This is a genomic window from Streptomyces sp. NPDC036984 (assembly GCF_055607665.1).
This window is the reverse complement of the sequence record NZ_JBVJRL010000013.1, coordinates 16,788-42,001: the sequence shown is the minus strand read 5'-3', so window position 1 is coordinate 42,001 and position 25,214 is coordinate 16,788. Positions and strand designations below refer to the sequence as shown.

Below are 25,214 nucleotides of genomic sequence, written 5' to 3'. Positions count from 1 at the left end.
CCCCCGGCGGTGGTTGCGGGGCCCCACCCCCCTCCGGCCGGCCCGGGCCGGCCACCCCGGCCGGGCGGCCGGACGCCAAGCCGCCGGCGGCCCTGGAGCCGGCGGCCGACCCGGCCGCGGCGCTCCGGCGCATGTACGTCGACACGAGCCCGTTCAGTCCGGCGCACCTGAGCCTGAACGCGGAGGTGCTGGGGCCCGAACGGATGCTGTTCGGCACCGACTCACCGCCGATGGCCGCGCCGCTGGAGGACTTCGTCCACATGATCGAGAAGCTGCCGGTCGACAAGGCGGCCCAGCAGCGCATCCTCGGCGGCAACGCCGAGGCTCTCTTCGACCTCAGGAGTCGTCCGTGACCACCACGCAAGAGGCCGTCACCGCAGCCGAGCGGTGCACCCCTGAGTTCCGGCGCGATCCGCACGCGGTCTACGCCCGGCTCCGCGCAGAGGCGCCGGTCTGCCCCATGAGACCGCCGCACGGCAACGAGACCTACCTGATCACCCGCTACGAGGACGCGCGGGCCGCGCTGTCGGATCCGCGGCTGAGCAAGGACATGTACGGGGCCATGGACGCGTACCGGAGGATCTTCGGTGACTCGTCCATCGCGCTGGACGACAACATGCTCAACTCCGACGCACCCAAGCACACCCGGCTGCGCCGGCTGGTCAACTCCGCGTTCACCCCCAAGCGCGTGCAGGCGCTGCGGCCGCGGATCGAGGAGATCGTCGAGAACCTGCTCGACGACTGCCCGGCACGGGAGCGTTTCGACCTGCTGCCCGCGTTCGCGTTCCCGCTGCCGATCATCGTGATCTGCGATCTGCTCGGTGTGCCGCCCGAGGACCGGTCGCGGATGCAGCACCTGTCGACCACGGTGGCGCAGACCGGTTTCGGCGAAGAGGCCAAGCGGGCCCAGCAGAAGGCGGAGGAGGATCTGCACGCGTTCTTCACCGACCTCATCGCCGCCAAGCGCACCCGTCCGGGTGACGATCTGCTCAGCGCGCTCATCACGGCCCGGGACAACGACGGCGGGCTCACCGAGAACGAGCTGGTCTCCACGGCGTTCCTGCTGATGTTCGCCGGGCACAAGACGACCGCCTACCTCATCGGCAACGCCGTCCACCACCTGCTGTCCCATCCCGCGCAGCTGCGCGCCGTGCGGGAGGACCCGGAGCTGATCCGTGCGGCGGTCGAGGAACTGGTGCGTTACGACGGCTCCGTGGAGAGCGCGACGTTCCGCTACGCGACCGAGGACGTGGAGTACAGCGGAACGCTGATCCCCAAGGGCGCCCTGGTCCAGATCGCGCTCAGTTCCGCCAACCGCGATCCGCAGAAGTTCGACGCGCCGGACCAGCTGGACGTGTCGCGGCCGGGGAACGCGCAGGACGCCCACCTGGGGTTCGGGCACGGCAGCCACTACTGCCTGGGCGCCCCGCTGGCCCGCCTGGAGACGCAGCTCGCGCTCACCCGCCTGTTCGACCGGTTCCCCCGGATGACACTGGCCGACCCCGCCGGCGGCCCACACTGGCTGGAGATCCCCTTCCCGGCCTTCCGCGGCCTGGCGGAACTGCCCGTCGTCCTCGATCCCACCGGGTGACAACGGCTCTCAGGCCGGCGCGGAGCTCGATCGGGCCGAACGCACCGCCGAGCGTATCGGCCATGGCGGGAATTCGATCTGGCTCCTCACCGGAGGGGGTGTTCGAATCACTACGTGATCGCACTCGGTGATGGTAGGGGGCTTGCGTGAGGGCGGTGACGTACGAGGAACTGCACCGGCGGATGGCCGGCGAGATCGAGGCGGAGCGGGGCGCCACGCTCGACCTGCTCGGTCCGTCGGCGCCCGCGGTCCGCGCGGTCGTCGCCGAACTCCTGGACAACCGTACCTTCGCATACCCGCTGTCGGTCCTGCCGCTGATCGTCCACGCCGTCGAGACGGGAGCCCTGGCACCCGCGCTCCCCCTGGCCGTCGTCCATGACCTGTGGTGGACGTCGGCCTGCGCCCTGGACGACCTGGCCGACGCCCAGGGCGCCCACCAGACCGGAGTACCCGACGAGAACGCGGCGCTGCTCGCCACCGTCATCACGGGAACTCCCCTTCCGCTCCTCGTCGTTCAGTCCGAGCGCGTTCCCCAAGCGCTCCGCGGCACGCTGTCGGCCGAGATCGTGAGGTGCTGGGTCCAGGCCACCGAGGGACAGCTGAGGGACCTTCAGCGCGAGGTGACCGCCGCCACCCCCGCGGCGGTGGCCGCGGTCTACCGGGGCAAGTCCGGCGCCCCGTTCGGCATGATCACCGCCATGGCCGCCGAACTGGCGGGCGCGCGCCGTCCGCGCGTGGAGCTGTGGCGCGAGTTCGGCGACGTCTTCGGGGTGCTGTGGCAGCTCTTCAACGACCAGGAGGACATCCTCTCCAGCCGCGAAGAGGACCTGCGCAACGGCACCGTGACCTACCTGCTCGCCTGCGCCCTGGAGGCGGCTCCCGACTCGGCGGAACGGGTCCTGGCCCTGCACGCTGCCGCGAGGAACTCCGCGCGCGCCCGTGCGGACCTCACCGGGACACTGCTCGCGCCCAGGGTGCTGTGCCGCTACGAGAAGGACATCGACGGGTTCCGCCACCGGGCCCACCGCGTCCTCGACGAACTCGGCGGCCACGAGACGTACCTGCCCGTTCTGCGGGACCTGGTCAACCGCTCGTCCCGCATGCTTCTTCGAGAGCCCCGCGTCTGACGCCCCTGAGCACGCGCGCCCGATCGGGGGGTCAGCGGCTCGCCCGCTGCGCCGCCACGATCGCGCTCATGGTCTTCTCGGCGCCCGCGCGCCGCTGCACCCGTTCGGCGAACCCCGGGAACTGTGCCGCGATCCTGGTCAGGAACCGCAGTTCGAGCGGGGCGACGTTGATCTCGGCGGCGTTGCGTTCGATCGCCCGCGTCACGCCTCTGACGACCTGCCGCGGTGCGACCGTACGGACGCCGGCGGGTGTGGGTGTACCGGTGTCGGCGAACATCCCCACGTCCCGTACGAATCCGGGCTGGACGATGGAGACGCCGACGCCGGTGCCGTGCAGATCCTGACGGAAGGCCAGGGAGAAGCCGCGGAGCCCGAACTTCGTCGCGTTGTACAGCGACGACGACTTGGTGGCGGCCATGCCCGACAGGGAGCCGACGAAGCAGATGTGGCCGCCTCCGCGGGCCACCATCCCGGGGGCGAGCAGCCGCGCGAGCATCGCGGGCGCGCGCAGGTTCACCGCGAGCGCCCGGTCGATCTGGGCCGGCGTGTAGTCGAGCAGGTCGCCGCTGGACGGCAGGGCCGCGTTGGCGACGAGGATGTCCGTACCGGCGGCTTCGGCGGCGAGCCGCCGGACGTCCTCGTCGTCGGCGAGATCGGCGAGGACCGTCCGCGCGCCGTAGCGGTCGGCGAGCGGTGCCAGCGCCTCCCTGCGCCGGCCGGTGAGGATCAGGTGCGCGCCGCGTGCCGCCATCTCCTCGGCGATCGCACCGCCGATGCCGCCCGTGACTCCGGTGAGCAGAACAGTTGCCCCTGTGATGTGCACGGCCGCCCTCCCTATTGTTCGTTCGAACGAACAATAGGGAGGGCGGCACCTCCTGTCCACCGGCGGAGGCGGAGACCACGGATGGAACAATGCATGGCATGCCGAACGCCGCCCCCTCCGCCTCGACGCGCCAGCGCATCATCGCCGCCGTCCTCCGGATCATCGGCGAGGACGGGGTCGCTGCCGTCACCAACCGGCGGATCGCCCGGGAGGCGGGGGTGTCTCTCGGCTCGGTGACGTACCACTTCGAGACCCAGCACGACCTGTTGCGCGAGAGTCTGCTGCACTTCGTGCGCGAGGAGGCCCGGCACTTCACCGAGCTGGCCGACCAGTGCCAGACCGAGGGCATCGACGTGGAGGACGCCGCGTCGCTGGCCGGTCAGGTCGCGTGCGGCACGGCCCTGGACAGTGCCCATCTCGCCCCCTTCGAGCTGTACCTCCACGCCGGGCGCGACGAGCGGCTGCGGGAGGCGGCGGCGGAGGCGTTCCGGGCCTACGACCGGCTCGCCGCCCGGATCCTCACCGCCCTCGGCGTCCCGGACGCGGAGCGCCTGGCGGCCACCACGGTCGCCGTGGTGATGGGTCTCCAGCTGCGGCGGCTGGCCACCGGAAGCCCCGCGGACGACCTGGTCGACGCCCTCCTGCTGCTCGCCCGCGGGGCTGCCTCCCAGCCGGCCGAGCAGGACCTGCCGGCCTGAGGCGGAACGTCGGACACCCGTGATCTCGCGTGCGGTTGTCGTCCGTCGTACGGCACGGGATGCTGAGGGGGCACGAAGGGAAGCGGTGTCATGGATCGTTTTCCGAAGGCGGCCAACGTCGATTTCCACAGTCCCTTGGACCTCTCCAAGGCCGCCGCCGCGGTGCTCGACGACGAAGGCCGCGTTTCCGGGTGGGGATTCTCGGCCCAGCGCCTCCTCGGGCATGCACCCGAGGATGTGCTCGGCCGGCCGGCCGAGCGGCTCCTCGCGGCGACCCCGGGGCAGCGGCCGGCCGCCCTGTGCAGGGCCCAGACGCCGCGCAGCACCGTCCTGGACCTGCGCTGTCGAGACGGACGTACCCTGCGCGCGGCCGTGACGTTCAGCCCGCTGGCGCACCGGGGCGCCGCCGCGACCGTCGTGGTCGCGGCCGACCTGGAGGAGCTACGGGGCTGGGAGGCGCAGCTGGCGATGCTGGACGGACTGGCGACCGAGTCTCCCGTGGGGCTGACGATCTTCGATACCGACGGGCGCGTCGTCTGGGGGAACGTCTCCACCGATCGGGAGCTCGCGGGGATCGCCCCGTACATCGGCCGGCCGGCCGCGGATCTCTTTCCCGAGGGCGAATTCATCTCCCGCCACCATCCCCCGGACGAAGAGCAGGTGATGGAGCACGTACTGACGACGGGGGAACCGATCATCGGCATGCACTATCGCGGGCGCGCCCCCGCCGACCCGGTGCGTGAGCACGTCTGGTCCTGCTCGTACCACCGGCTGCTGGACGCCCGAGGCGAACCGCTGGGGCTGTTCGAGGAGTCCTTGGACATCACCGACCGCTACCGCGCGCAGGAACGCCTGTCGCTGCTGGTGCGGGCGGGAAAGCGCATCGGCGCCTCGCTGGACGTGCGTCGTACGGCCGCGGAGCTCGCCGACGTGGCGGTGCCGCAGCTGGCCGACGAGGTGCTGGTGGACCTGCCGCCGGCGGTCATCGACGGCCGGCAGCCGCCGACGGGCTCGGCGCCGGGGCACAGTCTGCTGCGGATGCACGGCCGCACCCCGGAGGAGTTCCGGACCAGTCCCGTCTCCTATCCGCCGTCGTCGCCGCAGGCGCTGAGCCTGGCCACCAGCCGCCCCGTCGTCGACGCCTCCCCGCCCGGGGCGGCGGGCGAGGCGGAATCGGCCGTCTCGCACTCCTGCCTCTTCGTCCCGCTGCTCACCCGCGACGCGGTCCTGGGCCTCGCCACCTTCCGGCGCAGCAGCAACCCCGATCCCTTCGGCGCCGAGGAGCAGACGCTCGCCGTGGAACTGGCCGAGCGGGCCGCCGTCGGCATCGACAACGCCCGCCGCTACACCAGTCAGCATGCGGCGGCCCTGGTCCTCCAGCGCAGCCTGCTGCCCCAGCACCTGCCCGAGCAGAGCGCGGTCGACGTGGCGTACCGCTACCTGCCTGCCGACAGTCGTGTGGGCGTGGGCGGCGACTGGTTCGACGTGATCCCGCTGTCCGGTGCCAGAGTGGGCCTGACCGTCGGTGACGTGGTGGGCCACGGCGTGCACGCGGCCGCGACCATGGGCCGGTTGCGCGCCACCGTACGGACGCTGGCCCTGCTGGACCTGGATCCGGCCGAGCTGCTCACCCGGCTGGACGACCTGGTCGCGCAGGACTCGGAGTCCCGGACGGACGGCGGGCTGAGCGACGAGGTGCTCGGGGTGACCTGCCTGTACGCGATCTACGACCCGGTCAGCGGCCGGTGCGTGTGGGCGAGCGCGGGGCATCCCCCGCCGCTCGTGGCCGACGCGAACGGCTCGGTGGCCCTGTCCGCGCTGGCGCCGGGGCCGCCCCTGGGGCTCGGTGGCCTGCCCTACGAGAATGTCGAGCTGAGCCTGTCCAACGGCAGCGTGGTGGCGTTCTTCACCGACGGTGTGGTGGAGGACCGGCGTACCGACATCGACAGCGGTATCGACCGGCTGGCCCACGTGCTCACCTGGCAGCGATGCCCGGTGGAGGAGCTGTGCGACCGGGCGCTGTCGACCCTGCCACCCGGTCCGCAGGCGGACGATGCCACGCTGCTGCTGGTCCGCACCCGGCGGCTCGACGCCGACCACGTGGCGGACCTGGAGCTGTCGCCCGACCCGGCGATGGTGGCTCGCGCCCGCACGCTCACCGAGCGCCAGCTGGCGGCCTGGGACCTGTCCGAACTGGCGTTCACCGCCGCACTCGTGGTGAGCGAGCTGGTCACCAACGGCATCCGGTACGCCACCGGGCCCGTCATGCTGAGGCTGATCCGGGACCGCTCCCTGCTGTGCGAGGTCTCCGACAACGCGCACACCGCACCTCACCTGCGGCGAGCGCGCCGGGACGACGAGGGAGGCCGCGGCCTGTTCCTCGTCGCCCAGGTGTCCCAGCGCTGGGGCACGCGGTACACCGCGTCCGGAAAGACCATCTGGGCCGAACTGGCCATCCCGTAGGCGCTGTTTCGGACGTCACCCGCCCTTGCGACGGCGGCCCGGTCCCAGCCCCTTGTGGTCCAGGAGTCGGCCTTCCGGGTCGACGCCGGCGGCTTCCCACCGGTCGTGGGCCGGTGCGTGAAGACCAGCAGCCGGCAGCGGCCGATAGGACGAGTGCCACAGCGGCGAGGCGTCGGTGGTTCGCGTTGGACTCCTTTGTTCAGGGCTGGGCTCGGGCGATGAGCAGTGCGACGTCGTCATCGCCGCCCGGGGACCGCAGAGTGGCCAGGACGCGGTCGCAGGTGTCCTCCAGTTCGTGGCCTCGTGTCGCGGTGAGGGCGTCGAGGAGGCTGTTCAGGCGGGCGTCGATGGGTTCGCTTCGGGTTTCGACCAAGCCGTCGGTGTAGAGGGCCAGTTCGTCGCCGGGGCGGAAGGCGATGGTGGTGGCCTCGAACGGCACCCCGCCGACGCCCAGCGGTGCGCCGGGAGGAAGGTCGAGCAGTTGGGCCGCGTGTCCGGCCCGCATCAGGGCCGGGGGCAGGTGACCGGCGAGACAGATCTCGCACTGGCCCCGGTGAGGGTCGTAGACGCAGTAGATGCAGGTGGTGATGGTCTGCTCGACACCTTCTGTCAGGTGATCGAGGTGGTGCAGGGCCTCGGCGGGGGCGAGGTCGAGTTCGGCGAAGGCGCGGGCGGCGCTGCGGAGTTGTCCCATGGTGGCGGCGGCGTTGAGGCCGCTGCCCATGACGTCCCCGACGACCAAGGCGGTTTTGTCCCCCTGGAGCGGTATGGCGTCGTACCAGTCGCCGCCGATCTCGCTCGTGGCACCGGCGGGCTGGTAGCGGCACGCGACCTTCAGACCCGGCAGGTGTGAGGGGAGTTCGGGAAGCAGGCTGCGCTGGAGGGTGAGGGCCGCACGGCGCTGTGCCTGGTACCCGCGGGCGTTGTCGATGCAGACCGCGGCGCGGGCGGCCAGCTCGGCGGCGAGGAACACGTCGTCGTCATCGAAGGGCGTGGGGTTCCGGGTGCGGGTGAGGTCGAGGGCGCCCAGGACTTCGCCGCGGGCCATGAGCGGCACGGCGAGGTAGGAGTGCACGCCCGCGAGTTCGAGGAGGGATGCGGCCGTGCCATGGCGGGCGATGCGCTCCAGATCCCGGCGAGTGGTGTGGGGTACCACGACCGGTCGGCGGGTGCGCACACACTGGGTGATCAGGCGGTCGGAGTCGTAGGTGGCGAGTTCCCCCGGCGGGTCGGCCGCGCGGGCCGCCTCGGTGGAGTGGGCCGCGGTGACGGCGAGGGCGCGGAAGCGGGCCGGGCCCTCGTCCGGCGCGGTCCGACCGTCGAGGGCGCTGTCGAGTACGTCCACGGCGGCCACGTCGGCCAGGACCGGTACGACGACGTCGGCCAGCTCGCGCGCCGTCGTCTCCAGGTCGAGGGTGGTGCCCACACAGGCGGAGGCCTCGGCGATGAGCGCCAGCCGTTGCCGGGCCCGGGTCGCCTCCGCGGCTGCTCGATGACGCTCGGTGACGTCGATGACGGAGTAGGCGAGGCCCAGCACCCTGCCGGCGGAATCCTCCAGCCGGTAGTACGAGACGGACCAGGCATGCTCGTGGTCCGGGTCGTTGGGGGGACGACAGATGATGTCCCGGTCCACGACCGACTCCCCCGTCTCCAGGACACGGCGCAGACGTGCCTCGGGGTCCGTGTCCAGGTAGGTGAGAATCTCGCCGACCGGGCGGCCGAGACGCTCGGCGGCGGACTGACCGGTGATGCGTTCCAGAGCGGGATTGACGGCCAGGTAGCGCAGGTCCGGGTCCAGAATGGCCAGCCCGACCGGGGACTGGGACACCAGACGCATGGCCAGGGCGGCATCGCGCTCGACCCGCTCCACAGTGGCCTGGTCCGCGGCGAGGCCCAGGGCGTAGACGTCACCTAGGTCGTCCAGCAGCCGCATGTTGCGGAACTCCACCAGGCGGGTGCTGCCGTCCTTGTGCCGGATCGGGAAGGCCCCGGCCCAGTCGGTGCCGGACTCCAAGACCTCGGCGAACAGCTTGATCACCTTTTCCTGGTGCTCCTCGTGGACCGTCAGCCGAGCCGCGTACTGGCCCAGCGCCTCCGCTGCGCTGTAGCCGAACAGCTCCTCGGCCTTCGGGCTCCAGAAGACCACCTGGCCTTCCGCGTTCACCACCACCGCAGCGACGCTGAGGAGATCAAGCAGGCCACTGGGCGGCGCGGCAGGGCCCGGCTCTGACCGGCCGTCGCCCGTTCGGGGGGATTCCGTGCCCATGCCTCATTTTCCCTCCCGCTCGGCGCCTCGGCTCGCGCCATACGGCGGGCGTTCCGCCTTCATCCATGGTCGGGCCCGGACCGAGGCAGCGCACGCCTGGACCGACGTGTCGGCGGCCACCACAGGCCGCCATTCCCCGGTGCGCCCCGGCCCCTGACCCCATCGCCCGGCCCTGACCAGCATCGATGGATATGCCCTTGACATAATCCGCGCATGTCGAGCCGAGACACGATCCAGTACGTCTCCGATGCGGGTCTGCTCATGATCCCGGGTGATCCGGCGCAGGACTTCGCCACGGGGTTCGCCGTCTTCGACGACTCCGTCCCCGCCCTGCGCGCGTTCGTGCTCGGGCGGCTGCGGAAAGAGGGCGTCCGGCCGGCGCCGCGCAAGGCCAGGTGCGATGCGGTCATCCCGGTACGCGTGAGTCTCGTCCCCCGGCCCGACAACGACCACGACACGCGTGCCGTCTCGGTCGCCGCCCCGCCCGGCCGGGAGGGGTCCGTTCTCGACCGGCACATGGGCTATCTCCACAGCAGCGCGCTGCACGTCACGAGCGAGAGCATCCGCAGGCTCACCGAGGAGACCGGGACGCCCGTCGGCTGTCACGGCTGGATAGAGCTCTACGACCTGGAGAGCGACAGCCGTTTCCACGACGACGAGGACGGCGAGGGCGGCGAGGGCGGCGAGGACGAGACCGACGCGGGCTGGGAGCCCAGCCGCGACGAACTGGTGTCGTGGGCGGAGCAGAAGGTTTTCGGGTACGCGATCGGTTCCGTACGGGTACTGCTGCCCGAGCGTCAGGCCGTGGGCGCGCTCGTGGACGCCTGTCTGGCCGATCGTCAGCAGGCGGCGGAACCGTCCACGGAGGCGGAGCCGTCCACGGAGGCGAGGACCACGGAGGCGGAACCGTCCACGGGGGCGGAGCCGACCCGGACCGGTGTCGAGCAGGCCCTGCGGCGCGCGCTCGCCGAGCGGCTCGCCGTCCGGCTGCGAGCCGGCCTGGCTCATCGCGCCGCCGGCGGGACCTGGGGCCGGGAGACCGAGCGTGACCGCGCACGGCAGCGACGGGACGCCGAGGCGCGGCCGCTCCTGCGGGCCTGGGAGACATACCGGAACTCGACCCCCGGTTTCCGCCACCTGCGTGCCGTCACCCGGGCCGTCCACCAGCACACCCGGATCCTCGTCCTGGACGAGTCCGGCGTGGAGGTCGGGCAGTACCACCAGCCGAACGGTCCGCTCACCCTCGTCGACGAGCGGGTGCGCGCCGAGGCGCTCGACGCGCTGCGCGCGCACGGGGTGGACGTGGACGCACCCGAGCACCTGGCCGCCCTCGGCGGCTTCCCGGACGCGACGGTCGTCGTGGGCCGGGGCGCCTGGTCGATCCGGCTCTCGAAGCCGGGGGTACCGCGGAACCGGCTCGCGGCAGCCGGCTGGTTCGACCCGGACTCGGGCACGCTCACCGTGTACGCCGCGCCGCTCGCCGAGCCGTTGACGGTGCTGCTCCGCCGACACGGGGTGCGGCCGCTGCTCGTGACCTGGGGTGCGCCGCGCGAGGAGGTGGAGCGGCACAACCTGCGCGCCGCGGTCGCGCCGGCCGCGATCAGCCCGGTCGGCCGGTCCAGCCGGGTGACGACGGCCGCGCAGCGGCTGGTCCCGGAGCCCCACCGCCGCTGGCTCGGCGCCCAGCCCGACGGCGGCAGGGCGCCTGCCGCGCGGGCCGGGAGCCTGCTGCCGCCGCTCATCGACGACGCGGCGGAGAACCCGTACTACCGGCGCGCCCTGGAATCGCTCTTCGGGGCCCCCGTTAACCTGGCGGAGCGCGGGCCGTACCGCCTCTGCGGGCGCTCCGCGCAGTCGGCACGCCCGGGGCTCTTCTACTGCCACGGCTGCTGCGCCCTCGCAGGCAACGGGGTGCTCCGGGACACCGGCGAGGACGGCGCGTGGACGGACGCGATGGTGTACGCCCTGCGCAGGAAACCGCCATGGCGGTCGGTCGGCGTGCGGGGGGCTGCGGCGAGCGGTGAGGTGTCAGCTGCAGAGCGCGGCGGCGACACGCAGCACATCGATGGCGCGCCGCCTGGTGACCGCAGCGGGGTCCGCATGCCGGGGACGCCATTCAGGCACCGACTCGCCGTCAACGGGGCCAAGTTGAGCGGTCGGCATGGCAACGGCGGCTTGGGGAAGGCGCGTCCGCCACGCGTCGTATCGGGCGTCGGCCAGGTGCGCGTCGACCACCGGCGGACCAGGCACCGCGTGACGCGCCCCCCTCCGGCCCTACGACTCCGGAGCGGCCGCCGTCAGCGTGGCGAGTACCGCGTCCAGATAGCGCCTGCCGTCCTCGCCGGCCGGCAGCGTCTCCGGTACGGCGTGCGTGAGTTGGGTGTGCCCGAGGTAGCCGGTGTACGCCAGCAGTGCACGGCGGCGTGCCTCGTCCGCGGGGAAGCCCAGTTCCGCGAAGAGCTGCGCCAGGTAGTCGACTCGACGCTCCGTCACCCGGCGCAGTACGGCGGCGACCCGCGGGTGGCCGGCCGAGGCCGGCAGGGAGACCTCCAGCGGGTCGTGGGCGGCGAGCGCGGACGCCTCGGAGAAGAGCCTGCGCAGCCGCATCGCCGGATCCGGCTCGGACGCCAGCCCGGCGATGATCGCCTCGGTGGACTTCTGCTCCCAGCGGTCGAGCGCGGCCTCGATCAGCGCCTCACGGTTGGCGAAATGCCAGTAGAAGCTGCCCTTGGTGGTGCCGAGACGAGCGGCGAGCGGCTCGACGGCGACCGCCGTCAGACCGCCTTCACCGATGGCCGACAAGGCCGCGTCCGCCCAGTCCTGCGCCGTCAGCCGCTTCCGGCCGCCCCGGCGAGCCACCTCGTCATGCCGTTGCCCCATGTCCATACGCTACCGTATGGTCCGTAACATACGGCAGCGTATGGAGGCGCGCTATGCGCAGGTTCCGCACGATCCGCAACGTCCACGAGCGCACCATCGAGGCCCCCGCCCGAGCCGTCGGGGCCCTGCTCGACCGCCTGTCCTCACCCCACGACCCGATCTGGCCCACGCCGGCCTGGCCTCCGATGCGCTTCGACCGGCCCCTGGGCGTCGGCGCGGACGGCGGCCACGGCTTCGTCCGCTACCGCGTCACCGCGTACGAGCCCGGCCGCCGCGTCCGCTTCGCCTTCAACCCGCCCATGAGCGGCCACCATGAGTTCGTCGTCGAACCGCTGGGGGAAGAGCGCTGCCGCCTGCGGCACACCCTGGAGCTGGAGCGCCGCGGCCCGATGGCGCTGGGCTGGGCTCTGGCGGTGCGCTGGATGCACGACACGGTGCTCGAAGAGGTCTTCGACAACGCCGAACGGGCCACCACGGGGACGCTGACCAGCCCGGTCCGCTGGTCGCCCTGGGTCCGGCTGCTCCACCGGCTGACATGGGAGAGGGCCGCCGCCGGCGACCTCCCGACGGGCGCGCGCCTGGCCCGTGCCGCCTTCGAGCGGTCCGACTACACCGACGCCTGGCGGATGACGTTGCGTCCCGGGATGCCCCGGGACCCCGAGTCCTGGCAGGGTGTCCTGCGCGGCGCTTCCTTCCCGGTGGTGGGCCGCGAGGGCGGCGAGGTACTGCTCGGCGAGGATGCCGGCCACCTGGACTTCCGCGCCTCGATCATGGTCGACGGCGGTCAGGTCACGCTCGGCACGGTCGTACGGATCCACAACGGGCGCGGCCGGCTGTACTGGGCCGTGGTCAAGCGCGTCCACCCCTTCATGGCCCGCACCATGCTCCGCCGCACCCACCGGCGACTCGCCCTGACCGCTCCCGGCGCCGCCGAGCGGGCACAACCGGCACCCGTTCCCGCCGCACCACAAAGGGGTTGAGACCGACGCATCGGCGAGCGGGGCGCCCCCTGTGTGCACCGCCGAGCGCCTTCCGGAACCTCCCTGGGCAAGATCCCGTCTGACAGGGCGGCATGCCACCACCGACGGAGCAAGTCGCGCGTCGCTCGGCCCGGTTGAGCGCCTCGGGCGTCTCCGTCGGGGTGGCCCATCGGAGATTGGAGACACCCCCCATGCGTCTTTCCACCGCCCACAGAACCACGAGCCGGCGGATCGCCTCCGTCGCGATCGCCGCCGGCGCGGCGTTCGGACTCGTCGGTACGTCCACCGGCATGGCCGACGCGGCGACACCGACGCACCCCGGCCGCCCGGACGCTCCCATCATCGGCGGCACCGAGAAGCCCGTCGGCTCCTACCCGTTCATGGCGGCGCTGCTGGCCAAGGGCCAGGGCAAGCCGCAGGACCGGCAGTTCTGCGGCGGCAGCCTGCTGGACCCGTACGTCGTCATGACGGCCGCGCACTGCGTCGTCGGTGCGCAGCCCAAGCAGCTGGAAACGGTCGTCGGCCGCACCGTGCTGTCCAAGAAGAACCAGGGCCACCTGCGCAACGTCACCGACATCGTCGTCCACCCCCGCTACGCCAGGGGCCAGGAGGCGTACGACATCGCGTTCCTGATGCTGGACAAGCCCGTCACCGGTACGGCGCCGGTCAACCTGCCGACCGCGGGCACGGACGCGCTCATCCGCCCGGGCGCCAAGGCCACGGTCATCGGCTGGGGCAACACCGACACCGAAGTGCCGAACTACCCGGACCGGCTGCGAGCGGTGGACGTCCCGATCGTGTCGCACATCGAGTGCAAGGCGTCGTACCCGAGCTACGACAAGAAGGTCAACGTCTGCGCGGGCGTCGAGGGCAAGGACTCCTGCCAGGGTGACAGCGGCGGACCGATGTTCCGGAAGCTGCCGGGTCGCCGCGGGGTCTACCAGATCGGCATCGTGTCGTACGGCGACGGCTGCGCGGCCCAGGGGGCTCCGGGCGTGTACACGTACACCGGCTCGGCGAAGCTGTGGGACACGCTGGGCGAGTCCGTCAAGGGCAAGAAGGTGAAGCGACTGCTCGGCCGTTGATCCGCTGAAGGGTGCCCTGTTCTCCCCGGTTCTCGGGCGAACAGGGCACCCCCAGCACCTTGCACTCGCCGGGCGCCGGCCGGATGCCGCCGCCGAGCGAAGCCGCTATGGAATAGGAATGCCGGGTTCCGTCTCCCTCCGGCGAGGTGGCAGCGCGGGCAGCGAGGCACATCGCTGTGGGGCCTCCTGCGCCGGCCTTGCCCGCCGGTGCAGGCCGGCGGCAGCGGCCACGTAGTCCTGCGCCGTGACCAGGCCGGTCAGTCGTCCCTGCGCGTCGGTGACCGGTAGCGCGTCCACGCGTTCCTCCGTCATCACGGCCGCCGCGCGGAGCGTGGACTCCTCGGGATGGACCGTGACCGTGCGGCGCCCGTGCACGAGGTCACGCACACTGCGGCGGGACAGGGTCACCGCGGGGTCCGCGCAGGCGACGGCGATTTCGGCTCGCTCCAGCACACCGGCGCAGCGCCCGTCCTGGCGGACCACCGGCAGATGACGCTGCCCGGACCGCTCGATCACCTCCCAGGCCATCAGCAGCGTCTCGTCCTCGCCGATGGAGTACGGCGCCTCGTTCATCAGGGCACCGACGGAGAGTCTTTCGTCCACCGTGCCTCCTTCCGCTCAGCGCCGGCCGAGTCCGGGACCGTCACCGACGTTCTCTCCTAGGGCGGACAAGCGGTGGCGGTACTCGTCCTCGTCCATCTCACCCCGGGCAAAGCGTTCGGCGAGAAGCTGCTGGGGAGCGGGCCCGAGCGGCCGGGCTTCGGCACGATCGCCGCTCCCTCCCGGCGGCCTCGCCAAGGCGCGGTACAGAAGGACGCCCAGGGCGACGATCAGGGCCCAAAAGAGGATCATGCCGAGGGACATGGCGAACCAGCCCCAGCCGCCGACGTCGTGGTCGTACCAGATCATCACGGTGACTCATCTCCTCCAGAGGCTTCCGCTCCTTACGGTGGCGCGGGTTGCGGAGCGCGTCATGAGCCGATGAGGCCAACGCGAAGGGCCGATGGGCCCTCATGGCAGGCTGCGCCGACGGCCGGGCGAGAGTGACAACGCACCGTGCACGGCGACGCTCCGGCGTCCGGGTCGCCGGGGCGTGTCCGCGTGGCGCCCCTCGCCGTCAGGCGGGGGCCGGCCGGGTGGTCGACGAGGTGCGAGGACGTCCGGCCCCTCGATCAGGCCCGATCGGCACTGGAGAGCAGGTTCGCCATGGAGGACCGTGAGGTCGGGAGTGGCACCGGTCCTCCGTGGTGTCGCCCCGCCCGCATCGCAGTCCGGCGTCCACGAACCGATCGGACCCGGTGGGCGGGCCGTTACTCATCCGAAGAAGCAGGCCATGACCCGTCACCACGACCCGGCGCGCCGGCACACCGACCTCGACCCCGCCGAGGCACTGCGGTTGCTGGGCAGCGTGTCGCTGGGAAGGATCGTCTTCACCCGGCAGGCCCTGCCCACGGTCCGCCCGGTCAACCACATCCTGGACCGCGGGGACATCGTCATCCGCACCCACGAGGGCGCGGCCCTGACCTCTCATGCCGGGCAGGCCGGTGGCACGGACGTGGTCGTCGCCTACGAGGCCGACGCCATCGACCCTGACACCCATCTCGGCTGGAGCGTGGTCGTCACAGGTTATGCGCGCCTCGTGACCGACCCGGCCGAGCTGGCCCGCATCCGGGAGTTGCTGCACCCCTGGGCACCCGTGGAGGGCATGGACCAGGCGGTGCGCATCCGCCCCGAGCTGGTCGCAGGCGTCCGCCTGACGGGATCGGGCGACACCGCGACGACACCCGGCTGAACCGACGGCCGCCCTGCGGTCACAGCCGGGGGCGGAGCACGTCGTAGGCCCAGGCCGCCAGCGTGGTGGGCGTGGTGGTGTGCGGGGTACGCGGCTGTTCCGGGACGAAGCCGTCGCGCAGCCCCGTCGACATCCCGATGACCGCTTCGACCAGGCCGTCGGTCATTCCGGATGCGCGCAGGAGGTTCCGCATCGCGTCGTCGCCGACCCGCTCGACGCGCAGCGGGTGGCCGGTGGCGGCGGACACGATGTCGGCGGCCTGCGGCCAGGTGAGGTCGGCCGGACCGTGCACGGCCTGCACACAGCGTCCGGACCAGCCGGTCGACAGCAGCCGTGTCACGGCGACCTCCGCGATGTCGCGCGGCGCGACCCAGGGAAGGGGCTGGTCCAAGGGCAGGATCACGGGAATGACGCCGGTCCGTACGGCATCGAGCTGGAGCTCCAGGTTGCTGAAGAAGTAGCCGCAGCGCAGGTGCGTGACCGTGGCGCCGAGGGCGTCGAGGGCGATTTCGGTGCCGGCGAGGCCGTCGATCTCGCCGGCCCCGTGCCGCTTCTCGGCACCGACGCTGCTCTGGAAGACCGTCCGCTCGATGCCGTTCGACGTGACGGCGCGTACGACGCTCGCCGTGGCCACCTCGTAGTCGCCGAGCGGATCGTCACCCGTCGTCGGGGGATCCACCCAGAACAGGGCGTCGACCCCGGTGGTCGCGGCGACGACCGCGTCCGCGTCGCGCTGGTCCACTGCCACCGCATCGACCTCGCGGCGGACGTCGGGATGGAGCCGGCCGGGATCGCGCACCAGTACCCGCGGACGGATTCCGGCGCGCAGGAGCATGGCGACGACGTGGCGCCCGACGTTCCCGGTGGGCGTGGTGACGGCGATACGCATGGCCAGGTGTCCTTTCGGAGGTTTCCCGCACGACGCTAGGACCCAATCCGGACGCCTCATGTCCTCTTTTGACGCATGTCCCTCTGCCGCATGTCCCCTTTGACGCACCGCGGACGTCCGCGGTGCGGTGGACACCGCCTGTGCGTGGCTCAGACGGGCTCAGGCACGACCGCCACCGGGCAGGCCGCGTGGTGAAGCACGCCATGGGCGACACGGCCCAGGGAGAGCCCGAGAGGGCCGTGGCGGCGCCGGGCGCCGACGACGAGCAGGTCGGCCTCACGGGACACCGCCAGCAGGGCGTCGCGTGCGTAGCCCTCGACCGTACGCCGTTGCGCCGACAGGCCGGTCGGGGCGTCCCGCAACGCCTCCTCCACCATCTCCGCCGCCTGTTGCTCCTGCACGTGGGCGGGTTCGCCGGCCAGCAGGGGATGCGCACGGGGCTGGTGCAGGGGCCGTCGCCAGGCCCGTACGGCCTCCAGCGGGACCCCTCGCAGCACTGCCTCCTCGATCGCGAACCGTCCAGCGGCCGACCCCGCCGGCTCGTCACCGACTCCGAGGACGACACGACCGCGCACCCCGGAGCGCGCCTGGTTGTCGTGGCTTCCGCGCAGCACGATCACCGGACAGTGGGCGTGTCCTGCCACGGCGGGACCGAGCGAGCCGAGGAGTGCCTCGGTCACGCCGCTACGGCCTCGGCAGCCCAGCACCATCGCCAGGGCGCTGCGGCTTTCCCGCACCAGACCGTACTCCGGTTCCTCGGGCAGCACCTCGGTGGTGATCCTCACGCCCGCCTGCCGTCGGCGGGCACGCCGCTCCGCGGTCGCGATGATGTCCTCGGCCATCACCTCCTCGGACGGCTCGCCGAGGCCAGGGGGCACGGAAGCGCCCTCGTAGCGCTCCCAGAGCGAGGCGTGCACCAGCCGGAGCGACGCCCCGCGCAGGGCCGCCTCGTCGGCGGCCCAGTCCACGGCCCGCAGGCTCGGCTCGGAGCCGTCGACACCGACGACCAGCGGGAGACCCGGGGACTCCCCGCGGGCGGGTGCGTCCGATGCACTCATGGCTTCATCTTCTCGGGGTGGCTGCTCAGCCGTGTGGGACGACCGCGACGGGGGCGGCGATGTGGTGCAGGGCGGAGTGCGTGACATGGCCGATGCGGGCACCGAACGAACGGGGGCGGATGCGCCGGCCGACGACCACCAGGGAGGCGTCACGGGCACCGTCGACGAACGGGACGAGGTTTCCGGCACCAGTGTGGCGCCGCACCGTCGGCGGGCTCAGGGGCCACACGGCCCCCGATGGGGCCGCCCGGCCCCATCGGGGGCCGACGGACCCTCCGCGAGGCGAACCCGGACGCCTCGCCGGGGACCGGCCGGCCCCTGGCCCGCCCATGCTTGTCGCGGTCGTGTGCGCTGCTCCGTGGACCGGCCGTGTCACTCGGCTGTGGACCGGCCCGTGTCACTCAGCTGTGCCAGCTCCACTCGGCGACTTCGGGCAGGTCGGTGCCGTGTTCGCGGATCCAGGCCTGGTGGCGGATGCGGGCGTCGGCCATCGCCTGGCGTACGGCGGCGGCGCGCACCGCGAGGCCGGGCACGCGGTCGATGACGTCCATGACGAGCCGGTACCGGTCGAGGTCGTTGCGTACGACCATGTCGAACGGGGTGGTCGTGGTGCCCGACTCCTTGTACCCCCGCACATGCAGGTTGCCGTGTCCGGTGCGGCGGTAGGCGAGACGGTGGATGAGCCACGGGTAGCCGTGGTAGGCGAAGATCACCGGCTTGTCGGTGGTGAACAGGCCGTCGTACTCGAAGTCGGTCATGCCGTGCGGGTGTTCCTCGCGCGGCAGCAACCGCGTCATGTCGACCACGTTGACCATCCGCACCGCCAGGCTGGGCAGGTTCCGGCGCAGCAACTGCGCGGCGGCCAGCACCTCCTGGGTCGGCACATCGCCGGCGCAGGCGAGCACCACGTCGGGTTCCGCCCCGTTCTCGGTGCCGGCCCACTCCCAGATCCCGGCTCCGCGCGCGCAGTGCTCGCGCGCCTGGTCCAGCGAGAGCCAGTCGAAGCAGGGCTGTTTGCCCGCGACGATCACGTTGACGTAGTCCCGGCTGCGCAGGACGTGATCAGCGACGGAGAGAAGGGTGTTGGCGTCCGGCGGGAGGTAGACCCGCACCACCTCCGGACTCTTGTTGAGGACGTGGTCGACGAAGCCCGGATCCTGGTGGGAGAAGCCGTTGTGGTCCTGGCGCCACACGTGCGAGGTCAGCAGGTAGGTGAGAGAGGCGACGGGGGCACGCCACGCCAGCCGGCGCGAGGTCTTCAGCCACTTGATGTGCTGGTTGACCATCGAGTCGACGATGTGCACGAACGCCTCGTAGCAGGAGAACAGCCCGTGCCGGCCGGTCAGCAGGTAGCCCTCCAGCCAGCCCTGGCAGAGGTGTTCGGAGAGGATCTCCATCACGCGACCGTGCCGGTCCAGGTGTTCGTCGACCGGAAGCAGCCCCGCCTGCCAGGCCTTGCCGCTGGCGTCGAAGACGGCCTGGAGCCGGTTGGAGGCGGTCTCGTCCGGTCCGACGAGCCGGAAGTCCCGGCGCGCCTCGGTGTTCCGCATGATCTGGGCGAGGAGGTCACCGAGGACCCGGGTGGGTTCGTGCAGGGTGGTGCCCGGCTTGTCGACGGGTACGGCGATGCCGTCGAGGGCGGGGACGGGCAGTGCCCGCAGGAGCAGGCCGCCGTTGGCATGGGGGGTCGAGCCGAGCCGGGCGGTCCCCTCGGGGACGCAGGCCAGGACGTCGGCGACGGGCCGTCCGTCGGGGTCGAACAGTTCCTCGGGCCGGTACGAGCGCAGCCACTGTTCCAACTGCCGCAGGTGCACCGGATTCTCACGAACGGCGGCGAGTGGCACCTGGTGCGCGCGCCAGGTGCCCTCGACCGGTACACCGTCGACCTCGGCGGGCCCCGTCCAGCCCTTCGGCGTGCGCAGCACGATGACCGGCCAGCGCACCCGCTCGGCCACCCCCTCCTGGCGCGCTGTGCGCTGCGCCAGCGTGATGCGCTCCAGTGCGTCGTCGAAGGCCGCGGCCAGGGCCCGATGCACCGCGACAGGGTCGTCACCGGCGACGTGCAGCGGTTCGTGCCCGTATCCCCGCAGCAGCTCGTCCAGCTCGGACTCGGGAAGCCGGGAGAGCACGGTCGGGTTGGCGATCTTGTAGCCGTTGAGGTGCAGGATCGGCAACACGGCACCGTCGTGCACCGGGTCGAGGAACTTGTTCGAGTGCCAGGAGGCGGCCAGCGGTCCGGTCTCCGCCTCGCCGTCGCCGATCACACACGCGACCAGCAGGTCCGGGTTGTCGAACGCGGCGCCGTAGGCGTGTGCCAGGGAGTAGCCGAGTTCCCCGCCCTCGTGGATCGAGCCCGGAGTCTCGGGGGCGACGTGACTGGGCACGCCGCCGGGGAAGGAGAACTGCCCGAACAGCCGGGCCATGCCCGTCGCGTCCCGTGGCACATCGGGGTAGGTCTCGCTGTAACTGCCTTCCAGCCAGGAGCCCGCGAGGACGGCCGGACCCCCGTGGCCCGGGCCCCACACGCACATCGCGTCGAGTCCGCGCGCCTTGATCACGCGGTTCAGGTGGGTGTACACGAGGGTGAGTCCCGGCGAGGTCCCCCAGTGACCGAGCAGCCGCGGCTTGATGTGCTCCGGCCGCAGCGGCTCGGTCAGGAGCGGGTTGGCCATGAGGTAGATCTGTCCCGCGGCCAGGTAGTTGGCGGCGCGCCAGTGCGCGTCCAGCGTGCGGAGTTCGTCGTCGGTGAGCGCGGTGGGGTCCTGGTGGACGGCACGGGACATGAGCACCTCGGTTCTGTTGTCCTTCGTCAGCCGTTCTGCGTGCGTGGTCGGAGAAGCCCGGCACGACAGCCATCGGGCACACTGCGTCGTCGCGTCGCCGGCCCCTCCAGTGCACCGCGCCCGGCCCCTCGGCGCTGGGGCCGAACAGCCCCTGCGGAGGGGCCCTGAGGTCCTTTTCTCGGGACGGGCCGTCTGCCTGCTCGTGCCGTACGAGGCGGACGAGCAGCAGAGGCACGCGGCTTTGCAGGCCCGGCACCAGTGCCGTACCTCAGACCACTGCTTCGGGGTCACGGGTCCCGGGTCACGGGTTCCGGGAGCGCACGATCACGACAGGGCAGCTCGCATGCTGTGACACGTGCTGGCTGACGGAGCCGAGCAGGGCGCGCGCGAACCCGCCCCTGCCCCGGCTGCCGACGACCAGGACCTCGGCTCCTTCGGCGGCCCGCAGCAGAACATCCGGAGGGTTGCCGTGCACCACCCGGGTCCGGACCGAGCCGGCATCGTCCGCGCCGAGCACCTCGGTCAGCTCCTGGTTCAGCTTCTGCCGGGTCTCGTCCTCGTCGACGTCCATGTCCACGGCGGGCGCCGACCAGCCGTACAGGCCCGGCAGCTCCCACACCGCGACCACGTCCACGGTGCCGCCGACCAGGCCTGCGTAGCGCACGGCCCAGCGCAGGGCCTCGTACGAGGACTGCGACCCGTCGACGCCGACCACCACCCGGCGCTCGGAGGCATCCCTGTCCATGCGTCCCACCTCTCCTCGGTGTCTGTGCCCACGGGCCGGTCCACCGCTGTTCTCCACGCTGCGGGACCCGGCGCCACACCGCCACAGATGAGCATCCGGCGGCATGACGGACGACAGGGGCGACGGTGCCGTCAGCGCCCGTGGCGCGTCACCCAGCCGGGCCCCACGCGCTCACACACGCGGTTCCACCGGGCCATGCGGCGACGGCGCCGCGGGCGTCGAGCCACACGGTCGCGGTGGCCTCCGGTGAGGCCATGCCCGCACCGGCGCGACGCCCGTACGGCTGCCTTCCCGGTCGCCCCGGCCCACGCGCTCTCACCGTCCCGCCTCGCGGGCCCGCCCGGTATGGGCCGCACGGTCCTGATGAGCGCCGTTCGGCCCCGCTGGGCGGGGTACCCGGGGACCGATGCTGGTGTCGGTCACCGACGGCGGTCTCGACAGCGGGCGGGCTCGACCGCCCGGAGCCGGTCCGACCTTGTCAAGAGCAGCGACGAACCCTGATCGGAGGGCCGATGAGGCAACCCACCCGAGCCGATCCGCAGGCCGAGCGCTTCCGCCGCGGTGCCCCGTCGCCGTCGGCCGGTACGGCGCGCCGGCGGTCCGCGCACCCGACCCCCGGCTCCGTCCGTCTGCGTGCGCGCAGCGCGAACGGCGACCGCCTGCTGCTGCCCGACGGCACATGGCGGCAGGTCGAAACCATCCGGGTCCGAAGCCTGTTCGGCTGAGCGCGCGCATGGTCGCGCTGCCGGCCGAGCGGACGGGGCCCGTATCGACGAGGAGGACTGCCCGCGACCGATCACGCTGCGACGGGGTTCCTGGTCACTCGCGGTGCGGTACGACTTTTCAGGGCGCCTGTCCGGGTGCCGTGCGGGAACACCTCGTGGGCGTCCTCCATGCGGTCCGGAGAGAGGGTGTGGGTGACCAGCGGGGCGTAGTGCCCCTGGGCGACACGGTCACCCGCATCAGTCCGGCTCCATGTACGGGCGGCGGAAGACCGGGGCCTGACCGGAGCCCCACGGGCGTACGGCCGCCAGCGCGTGAGCGACGGCGGACTCCAACGCGCCGCTGGTGTCGACCGGGACGGCTTCGGGCCACGGTGGTTCCCTGGCGGCCATGGCGGCGGCGATCTCCGGGCCGGCGTCGGATGCGCCGGGGGCGCGCCCGCTCAGCCGGGCCGCCGACACGTCGCCCGGCGCATGGCAGTGCAGCGCGACCAGGTCGGCGCTGGTGCGATCGGCCGCACGCACAGCGGCTTCCCGCTGTGCGGCATCGGACCAGGTGGCGTCGAGGACGACCGATTCGCCGGAGGAGAGCAGCAGGGCCGCGCGGTCGAGCAGGGCGGCGTACGTCCTGGTCGTCCACTCGGGTGTGTACAGCCCCTCGCCGTAGCAGGCCGCGGCGGACTGCTCCGCCGGGATGCCTGCCAGCTCCTTACGGATGCGGTCGCTGCTGAGCAGGGTGACCCCCAGCCGGTCGGCCAGCGCTCCGGAGAGCGTGGACTTCCCGCTGCCCGGCAGTCCCCCGACGAGGACGAGGCCGACGGCGGAGGTCCGCAGGTGGCGCAGCGCCATGGAAGCAAGCCGTCGTGCCGCCGCCTCCGCGCCGGGCGCTCCCTGGCGGGCCTGGATCACCGAGACCTTGGCTCGAACGAAGGCGCGGTAGGCGACGTAGTGGTGCCACAGGGAAGGCGGCGCGGGATCCCCGGAGTACTCGCCGTACCGGGCGAGGAAGTACGCCGCCGCCTCCGGGGCGCCGAGCTGTTCCAGGTCCATGGCGAGGAAGGCGGCGTCGTCCAGGCCGTCGACATAGCGGAGATGGTCGTCGAACTCCAGGCAGTCCAGGACCCGCGGACCGTCGTCGAGACAGAAGACGTCCTCGGCGAGCAGGTCGCCGTGGCCGTCGACCACCCGTCCCTGCTCGATACGGGCGTCGAACAGCCGCTCGCGACCGGCCAGGTAGCGGCGCACCAGTTGCTCGATCTCCGTCAGGCTGTCGGGTACGACGCCCTCCGCGGCCAGCGCGTGAAGCTGCTCGAAGCTCGCTTCCCAACGTGCCGACAACGCATCCCGCGTGCCCTGTTCGTCCACGTCGCGGCCACGGGGTGCGGCCGCATGCCACGCGGACAGGTGCCGGGAGACGGTTCGCAGGACGTCGTCCACGGCGGCCCCCGCCCGGACCAGGTGCGAGAGGCGGCGCTCCTCCGGCATGCGGCGCATCACCACGACCGGTTCGGGTGTCTTTGCATCGGGGCTGCGGAATTCGCCCAGGCCCAGGTAGACGTCGGGGGCGAACCGGCGGTTGAGGGTAGTCTCGCGCTCGCACGCGGCCCGGCGCGCAGCGACCGTGGTGTAGTCCAGGAATCCGAGATCGACCGGTTTCTTCACCTTGTAGACCCGGTCACCGACCAGGAACAGCATCGCGGTGTGGGTCTCGCACACCCCGGCGCGCGGCACGGGCTCGCCGGGGTGCCCGGCGTCCCGGCGCAGAGCGGACGTGTCGGCGCGCGGCTCGCGGAGGGGGGGCTCGGTCATGAGGAACGACGGGGACGGGGCCGCGCCCGTGCGGCCTCGTCGGCGGCCCGACGTGCGGCGGCCCGGCTCTCGGGCGAGCCGTCGAGGCCCACGGTGACGGCTGGTTGCATCGCGGCGGCCTCCGTCTCGTACGAAGCTGGAGGGACGGACGGTGCGCGCGGCGGACTGTGCGGTGGGTCCGGACGTCGCCTGCCCGACCGGGCGCCGGGCGCTGTGAGTCTCCCCCTTCGAGGATCCCCCGGTCCTCGCCGCGGCGCATGTGGACGCCGCACGCACACCGCGGGGGCGGACATCGGTTCCTCGGCCCGGGACCCATCGGCTTTGTCCCGCTCCCAGGCTGTGGTCGCCTCCCGGGCGCACTCTCGCGGACACAGGGCCGCCGCCCCGTGCGGCGGTGCGGCCCGCGTGGCAGGTTGGATACAGCACCATTCTGCGGAGAGGGCGGCGATCATGCGAGCTCACCTCGGCGACCAACTCGTCATCGAAAGCCCGGCGACCGGCGCCGCCAAGCGCGACGGCGAGATCGTCGGACTTCACCACGAGGACGGCACACCCCCCTACGACGTGCGCTGGTCGGACACGGACGAGGTGACGCTCGTCTTCCCCGGGCCCGACGCCCATATCCACCACCTTGAACACGAGGAGCCCACGGCCGCGCCCCAGACGGTGCCGGACCCGCACGAGGTGGCCGCCGTCCCCACGGCGCCCCGGTCGACCGCGGCAGACGATCCCGGCGACATCGGCCGACGCGTGGCCGCCGAACGCCGAAAGCGCGGGCTGAGCCGGGAGGAAACGGCCGGCCGGGCCCGGATGTCGCCCGATTACCTGGCCTACCTGGAGGAAAGGCCCGCCGACCCGACCATGGCGACTCTCATCCGGCTGGCGGACGCCCTGGGCACCACGGTCGCCGCACTGCGTGGCGGCGGCGTCGATCTCCCGCCCGGTCAGGGGCATGCGTTGCTGCACCCCCGGCTACGGGACCTCAGCCCGGACGAGTGCCGCGCCCTTCTCTCCACGCACGGCGTGGGCCGCGTCGCGGTGTCGTCGTCCGACGGCCGCCCGGCGGTCGTCCCGGTCAACTACGAGGTCGTCGAGGACGCCATCGTCTTCCGGACCGCGCCCGACTCCGTGCCGGCGGCGGCAGCGGACTCGGAGGTCGCCTTCGAGGTCGACCAGGTGGACGAGGCCCTGAGCCAGGGCTGGAGCGTGCTCGCCGTCGGTCCGGCGCACGTGGTGACGGACCCGGAGGCCGTTCGCAGGCTCACCCAGCGCGCACACACGATGCCGTGGGCGGGCGGCGAGCGCGAGATGTGGGTGTCGATCCGGCCCACGAGCCTGACGGGCCGACGGATCACTCCGGCCGGCCAGTAGCCGGCCGCGGTGCGCTCGCTCGCGAGCCTGCGTCATCGGCCGCCCGGGATGCCGCCCGGGCGGCCGATGAGGGAGTGGACGGGCCATGCCCCCGCTGCCGAGCAACTGCGTGCTGTCAGTGGCAAGCGTGAC

20 protein-coding genes and 3 pseudogenes are annotated in these 25,214 nt (G+C 72.5%); 11 read left to right on the top strand and 12 right to left on the bottom strand.

Going from position 1 to position 25,214, the window contains the following annotated elements; translation table 11 throughout:
• From ACZ7DL_RS23210 to ACZ7DL_RS23200, 3 genes are all read left to right on the top strand, one after another.
• On the top strand, positions 1-353 hold a 353-nt coding region (locus ACZ7DL_RS23210), incomplete at its 5' end, for an amidohydrolase family protein (RefSeq protein WP_470776586.1).
• Positions 350-1,591, top strand: coding sequence for a cytochrome P450 family protein (locus tag ACZ7DL_RS23205; RefSeq protein WP_470776584.1), 1,242 nt, complete (start codon positions 350-352; stop codon positions 1,589-1,591). The genes ACZ7DL_RS23210 and ACZ7DL_RS23205, both read left to right, overlap by 4 nt.
• A 146-nt stretch (positions 1,592-1,737) precedes the next feature.
• On the top strand, positions 1,738-2,718 hold the full coding sequence (locus ACZ7DL_RS23200) for a polyprenyl synthetase family protein (RefSeq protein WP_470776582.1): 981 nt from the start codon (positions 1,738-1,740) through the stop codon (positions 2,716-2,718).
• A gap of 31 nt (positions 2,719-2,749) precedes the next feature.
• Here the strand turns inward: ACZ7DL_RS23200 and ACZ7DL_RS23195 are convergent, their stop codons facing one another.
• Positions 2,750-3,541: an SDR family NAD(P)-dependent oxidoreductase gene (locus ACZ7DL_RS23195; RefSeq protein ID WP_470776580.1), complete on the bottom strand. Its 792-nt coding sequence runs from the start codon at positions 3,539-3,541 to the stop codon at positions 2,750-2,752.
• Positions 3,542-3,639: 98 nt separating this feature from the next.
• Here ACZ7DL_RS23195 and ACZ7DL_RS23190 point away from each other — a divergent pair, with 98 nt between their 5' ends.
• Both ACZ7DL_RS23190 and ACZ7DL_RS23185 read left to right on the top strand, forming a co-directional pair.
• Positions 3,640-4,239: a TetR/AcrR family transcriptional regulator gene (locus tag ACZ7DL_RS23190; protein WP_470776578.1), complete on the top strand. Its 600-nt coding sequence runs from the start codon at positions 3,640-3,642 to the stop codon at positions 4,237-4,239.
• 90 nt (positions 4,240-4,329) lie between these two features.
• Positions 4,330-6,702, top strand: coding sequence for a SpoIIE family protein phosphatase (locus ACZ7DL_RS23185; RefSeq protein WP_470776577.1), 2,373 nt, complete (start codon positions 4,330-4,332; stop codon positions 6,700-6,702).
• 199 nt (positions 6,703-6,901) lie between these two features.
• Here the strand turns inward: ACZ7DL_RS23185 and ACZ7DL_RS23180 are convergent, their stop codons facing one another.
• Positions 6,902-8,968, bottom strand: a complete 2,067-nt coding sequence (locus ACZ7DL_RS23180) for a SpoIIE family protein phosphatase (protein ID WP_470776576.1) — start codon at positions 8,966-8,968, stop codon at positions 6,902-6,904.
• Between the two features lie 213 nt (positions 8,969-9,181).
• Here ACZ7DL_RS23180 and ACZ7DL_RS23175 point away from each other — a divergent pair.
• Positions 9,182-10,942 (top strand): annotated as a pseudogene (locus ACZ7DL_RS23175) (hypothetical protein); the annotation flags it as partial.
• Between the two features lie 300 nt (positions 10,943-11,242).
• Here the strand turns inward: ACZ7DL_RS23175 and ACZ7DL_RS23170 are convergent.
• Entirely contained in the window at positions 11,243-11,848 is a 606-nt protein-coding gene (locus ACZ7DL_RS23170) for a TetR/AcrR family transcriptional regulator (protein WP_470776908.1), read from the bottom strand.
• A gap of 53 nt (positions 11,849-11,901) precedes the next feature.
• Between ACZ7DL_RS23170 and ACZ7DL_RS23165 the strand changes: the two genes are divergently transcribed.
• Positions 11,902-12,828, top strand: a complete 927-nt coding sequence (locus ACZ7DL_RS23165; RefSeq protein WP_470776574.1) for a DUF2867 domain-containing protein — start codon at positions 11,902-11,904, stop codon at positions 12,826-12,828.
• Positions 12,829-13,019: 191 nt separating this feature from the next.
• On the top strand, positions 13,020-13,913 hold the full coding sequence (locus ACZ7DL_RS23160) for a S1 family peptidase (protein WP_470776573.1): 894 nt from the start codon (positions 13,020-13,022) through the stop codon (positions 13,911-13,913).
• A 105-nt stretch (positions 13,914-14,018) separates the two neighbouring features.
• On the opposite strand, the gene ACZ7DL_RS23155 is transcribed toward ACZ7DL_RS23160, so the two are convergent.
• Positions 14,019-14,516, bottom strand: a complete 498-nt coding sequence (locus tag ACZ7DL_RS23155) for a CBS domain-containing protein (protein ID WP_470776571.1) — start codon at positions 14,514-14,516, stop codon at positions 14,019-14,021.
• 15 nt (positions 14,517-14,531) lie between these two features.
• Complete coding sequence (locus tag ACZ7DL_RS23150) at positions 14,532-14,822, bottom strand: SHOCT domain-containing protein (RefSeq protein WP_470776569.1); 291 nt, start codon at positions 14,820-14,822, stop codon at positions 14,532-14,534.
• 424 nt (positions 14,823-15,246) lie between these two features.
• On the opposite strand from ACZ7DL_RS23150, the gene ACZ7DL_RS23145 reads away from it, so the two are divergent.
• A complete protein-coding gene (locus tag ACZ7DL_RS23145; RefSeq protein ID WP_470776568.1) occupies positions 15,247-15,705 on the top strand; it encodes a pyridoxamine 5'-phosphate oxidase family protein in 459 nt (152 codons plus the stop codon).
• 19 nt (positions 15,706-15,724) lie between these two features.
• Here the strand turns inward: ACZ7DL_RS23145 and ACZ7DL_RS23140 are convergent, their stop codons facing one another.
• The 5 genes and pseudogenes from ACZ7DL_RS23140 to ACZ7DL_RS23120 all read right to left on the bottom strand — a co-directional run bounded on the left by ACZ7DL_RS23140 (position 15,725) and on the right by ACZ7DL_RS23120 (position 21,180).
• The gene (locus ACZ7DL_RS23140) at positions 15,725-16,594 is read right to left on the bottom strand and encodes an NAD(P)H-binding protein (protein ID WP_470776566.1); all 870 of its coding nucleotides are present in this window, start codon (positions 16,592-16,594) and stop codon (positions 15,725-15,727) included.
• A gap of 149 nt (positions 16,595-16,743) precedes the next feature.
• On the bottom strand, positions 16,744-17,652 hold the full coding sequence (locus ACZ7DL_RS23135) for a universal stress protein (RefSeq protein WP_470776564.1): 909 nt from the start codon (positions 17,650-17,652) through the stop codon (positions 16,744-16,746).
• Positions 17,653-17,677: 25 nt separating this feature from the next.
• Positions 17,678-17,818 (bottom strand): annotated as a pseudogene (locus tag ACZ7DL_RS23130) (universal stress protein); the annotation flags it as partial.
• A 235-nt stretch (positions 17,819-18,053) separates the two neighbouring features.
• A complete protein-coding gene (locus tag ACZ7DL_RS23125) occupies positions 18,054-20,435 on the bottom strand; it encodes a phosphoketolase family protein (protein WP_470776562.1) in 2,382 nt (793 codons plus the stop codon).
• Between the two features lie 301 nt (positions 20,436-20,736).
• Positions 20,737-21,180: a universal stress protein gene (locus tag ACZ7DL_RS23120; RefSeq protein ID WP_470776560.1), complete on the bottom strand. Its 444-nt coding sequence runs from the start codon at positions 21,178-21,180 to the stop codon at positions 20,737-20,739.
• A gap of 512 nt (positions 21,181-21,692) precedes the next feature.
• On the opposite strand from ACZ7DL_RS23120, the gene ACZ7DL_RS23115 reads away from it, so the two are divergent.
• Positions 21,693-21,905 (top strand): hypothetical protein, encoded by a 213-nt coding sequence (locus tag ACZ7DL_RS23115; protein ID WP_470776558.1) that lies wholly within the window; start codon positions 21,693-21,695, stop codon positions 21,903-21,905.
• Between the two features lie 237 nt (positions 21,906-22,142).
• Here ACZ7DL_RS23115 and ACZ7DL_RS23110 read toward each other — a convergent pair whose 3' ends face one another.
• Complete coding sequence (locus tag ACZ7DL_RS23110) at positions 22,143-23,597, bottom strand: bifunctional aminoglycoside phosphotransferase/ATP-binding protein (protein WP_470776907.1); 1,455 nt, start codon at positions 23,595-23,597, stop codon at positions 22,143-22,145.
• A gap of 134 nt (positions 23,598-23,731) precedes the next feature.
• Positions 23,732-24,004 (bottom strand): annotated as a pseudogene (locus ACZ7DL_RS23105) (hypothetical protein); the annotation flags it as partial.
• Positions 24,005-24,161: 157 nt separating this feature from the next.
• On the opposite strand from ACZ7DL_RS23105, the gene ACZ7DL_RS23100 reads away from it, so the two are divergent.
• Positions 24,162-25,082 (top strand): pyridoxamine 5'-phosphate oxidase family protein, encoded by a 921-nt coding sequence (locus ACZ7DL_RS23100; protein WP_470776556.1) that lies wholly within the window; start codon positions 24,162-24,164, stop codon positions 25,080-25,082.
• The last annotated feature ends 132 nt before the right edge of the window (positions 25,083-25,214 follow it).

Excerpts from the sequence above, each read along its gene's own strand:
- ACZ7DL_RS23170 (WP_470776908.1), bottom strand. The coding sequence starts at position 11,848 with ATGGGGCAACGGCATGACGAGGTGGCTCGCCGGGGCGGCCGGAAGCGG.
- ACZ7DL_RS23140 (WP_470776566.1), bottom strand. The coding sequence starts at position 16,594 with ATGCGTATCGCCGTCACCACGCCCACCGGGAACGTCGGGCGCCACGTC.
- ACZ7DL_RS23150 (WP_470776569.1), bottom strand. The coding sequence starts at position 14,822 with ATGATCTGGTACGACCACGACGTCGGCGGCTGGGGCTGGTTCGCCATG.
- ACZ7DL_RS23145 (WP_470776568.1), top strand. The coding sequence starts at position 15,247 with ATGACCCGTCACCACGACCCGGCGCGCCGGCACACCGACCTCGACCCC.
- ACZ7DL_RS23115 (WP_470776558.1), top strand. The coding sequence starts at position 21,693 with ATGAGGCAACCCACCCGAGCCGATCCGCAGGCCGAGCGCTTCCGCCGC.
- ACZ7DL_RS23120 (WP_470776560.1), bottom strand. The coding sequence starts at position 21,180 with ATGGACAGGGATGCCTCCGAGCGCCGGGTGGTGGTCGGCGTCGACGGG.
- ACZ7DL_RS23165 (WP_470776574.1), top strand. The coding sequence starts at position 11,902 with ATGCGCAGGTTCCGCACGATCCGCAACGTCCACGAGCGCACCATCGAG.
- ACZ7DL_RS23135 (WP_470776564.1), bottom strand. The coding sequence starts at position 17,652 with ATGAGTGCATCGGACGCACCCGCCCGCGGGGAGTCCCCGGGTCTCCCG.
- ACZ7DL_RS23160 (WP_470776573.1), top strand. The coding sequence starts at position 13,020 with ATGCGTCTTTCCACCGCCCACAGAACCACGAGCCGGCGGATCGCCTCC.
- ACZ7DL_RS23110 (WP_470776907.1), bottom strand. The coding sequence starts at position 23,597 with ATGCTGTTCCTGGTCGGTGACCGGGTCTACAAGGTGAAGAAACCGGTC.
- ACZ7DL_RS23100 (WP_470776556.1), top strand. The coding sequence starts at position 24,162 with ATGCGAGCTCACCTCGGCGACCAACTCGTCATCGAAAGCCCGGCGACC.
- ACZ7DL_RS23180 (WP_470776576.1), bottom strand. The coding sequence starts at position 8,968 with ATGGGCACGGAATCCCCCCGAACGGGCGACGGCCGGTCAGAGCCGGGC.
- ACZ7DL_RS23185 (WP_470776577.1), top strand. The coding sequence starts at position 4,330 with ATGGATCGTTTTCCGAAGGCGGCCAACGTCGATTTCCACAGTCCCTTG.
- ACZ7DL_RS23190 (WP_470776578.1), top strand. The coding sequence starts at position 3,640 with ATGCCGAACGCCGCCCCCTCCGCCTCGACGCGCCAGCGCATCATCGCC.
- ACZ7DL_RS23125 (WP_470776562.1), bottom strand. The coding sequence starts at position 20,435 with ATGTCCCGTGCCGTCCACCAGGACCCCACCGCGCTCACCGACGACGAA.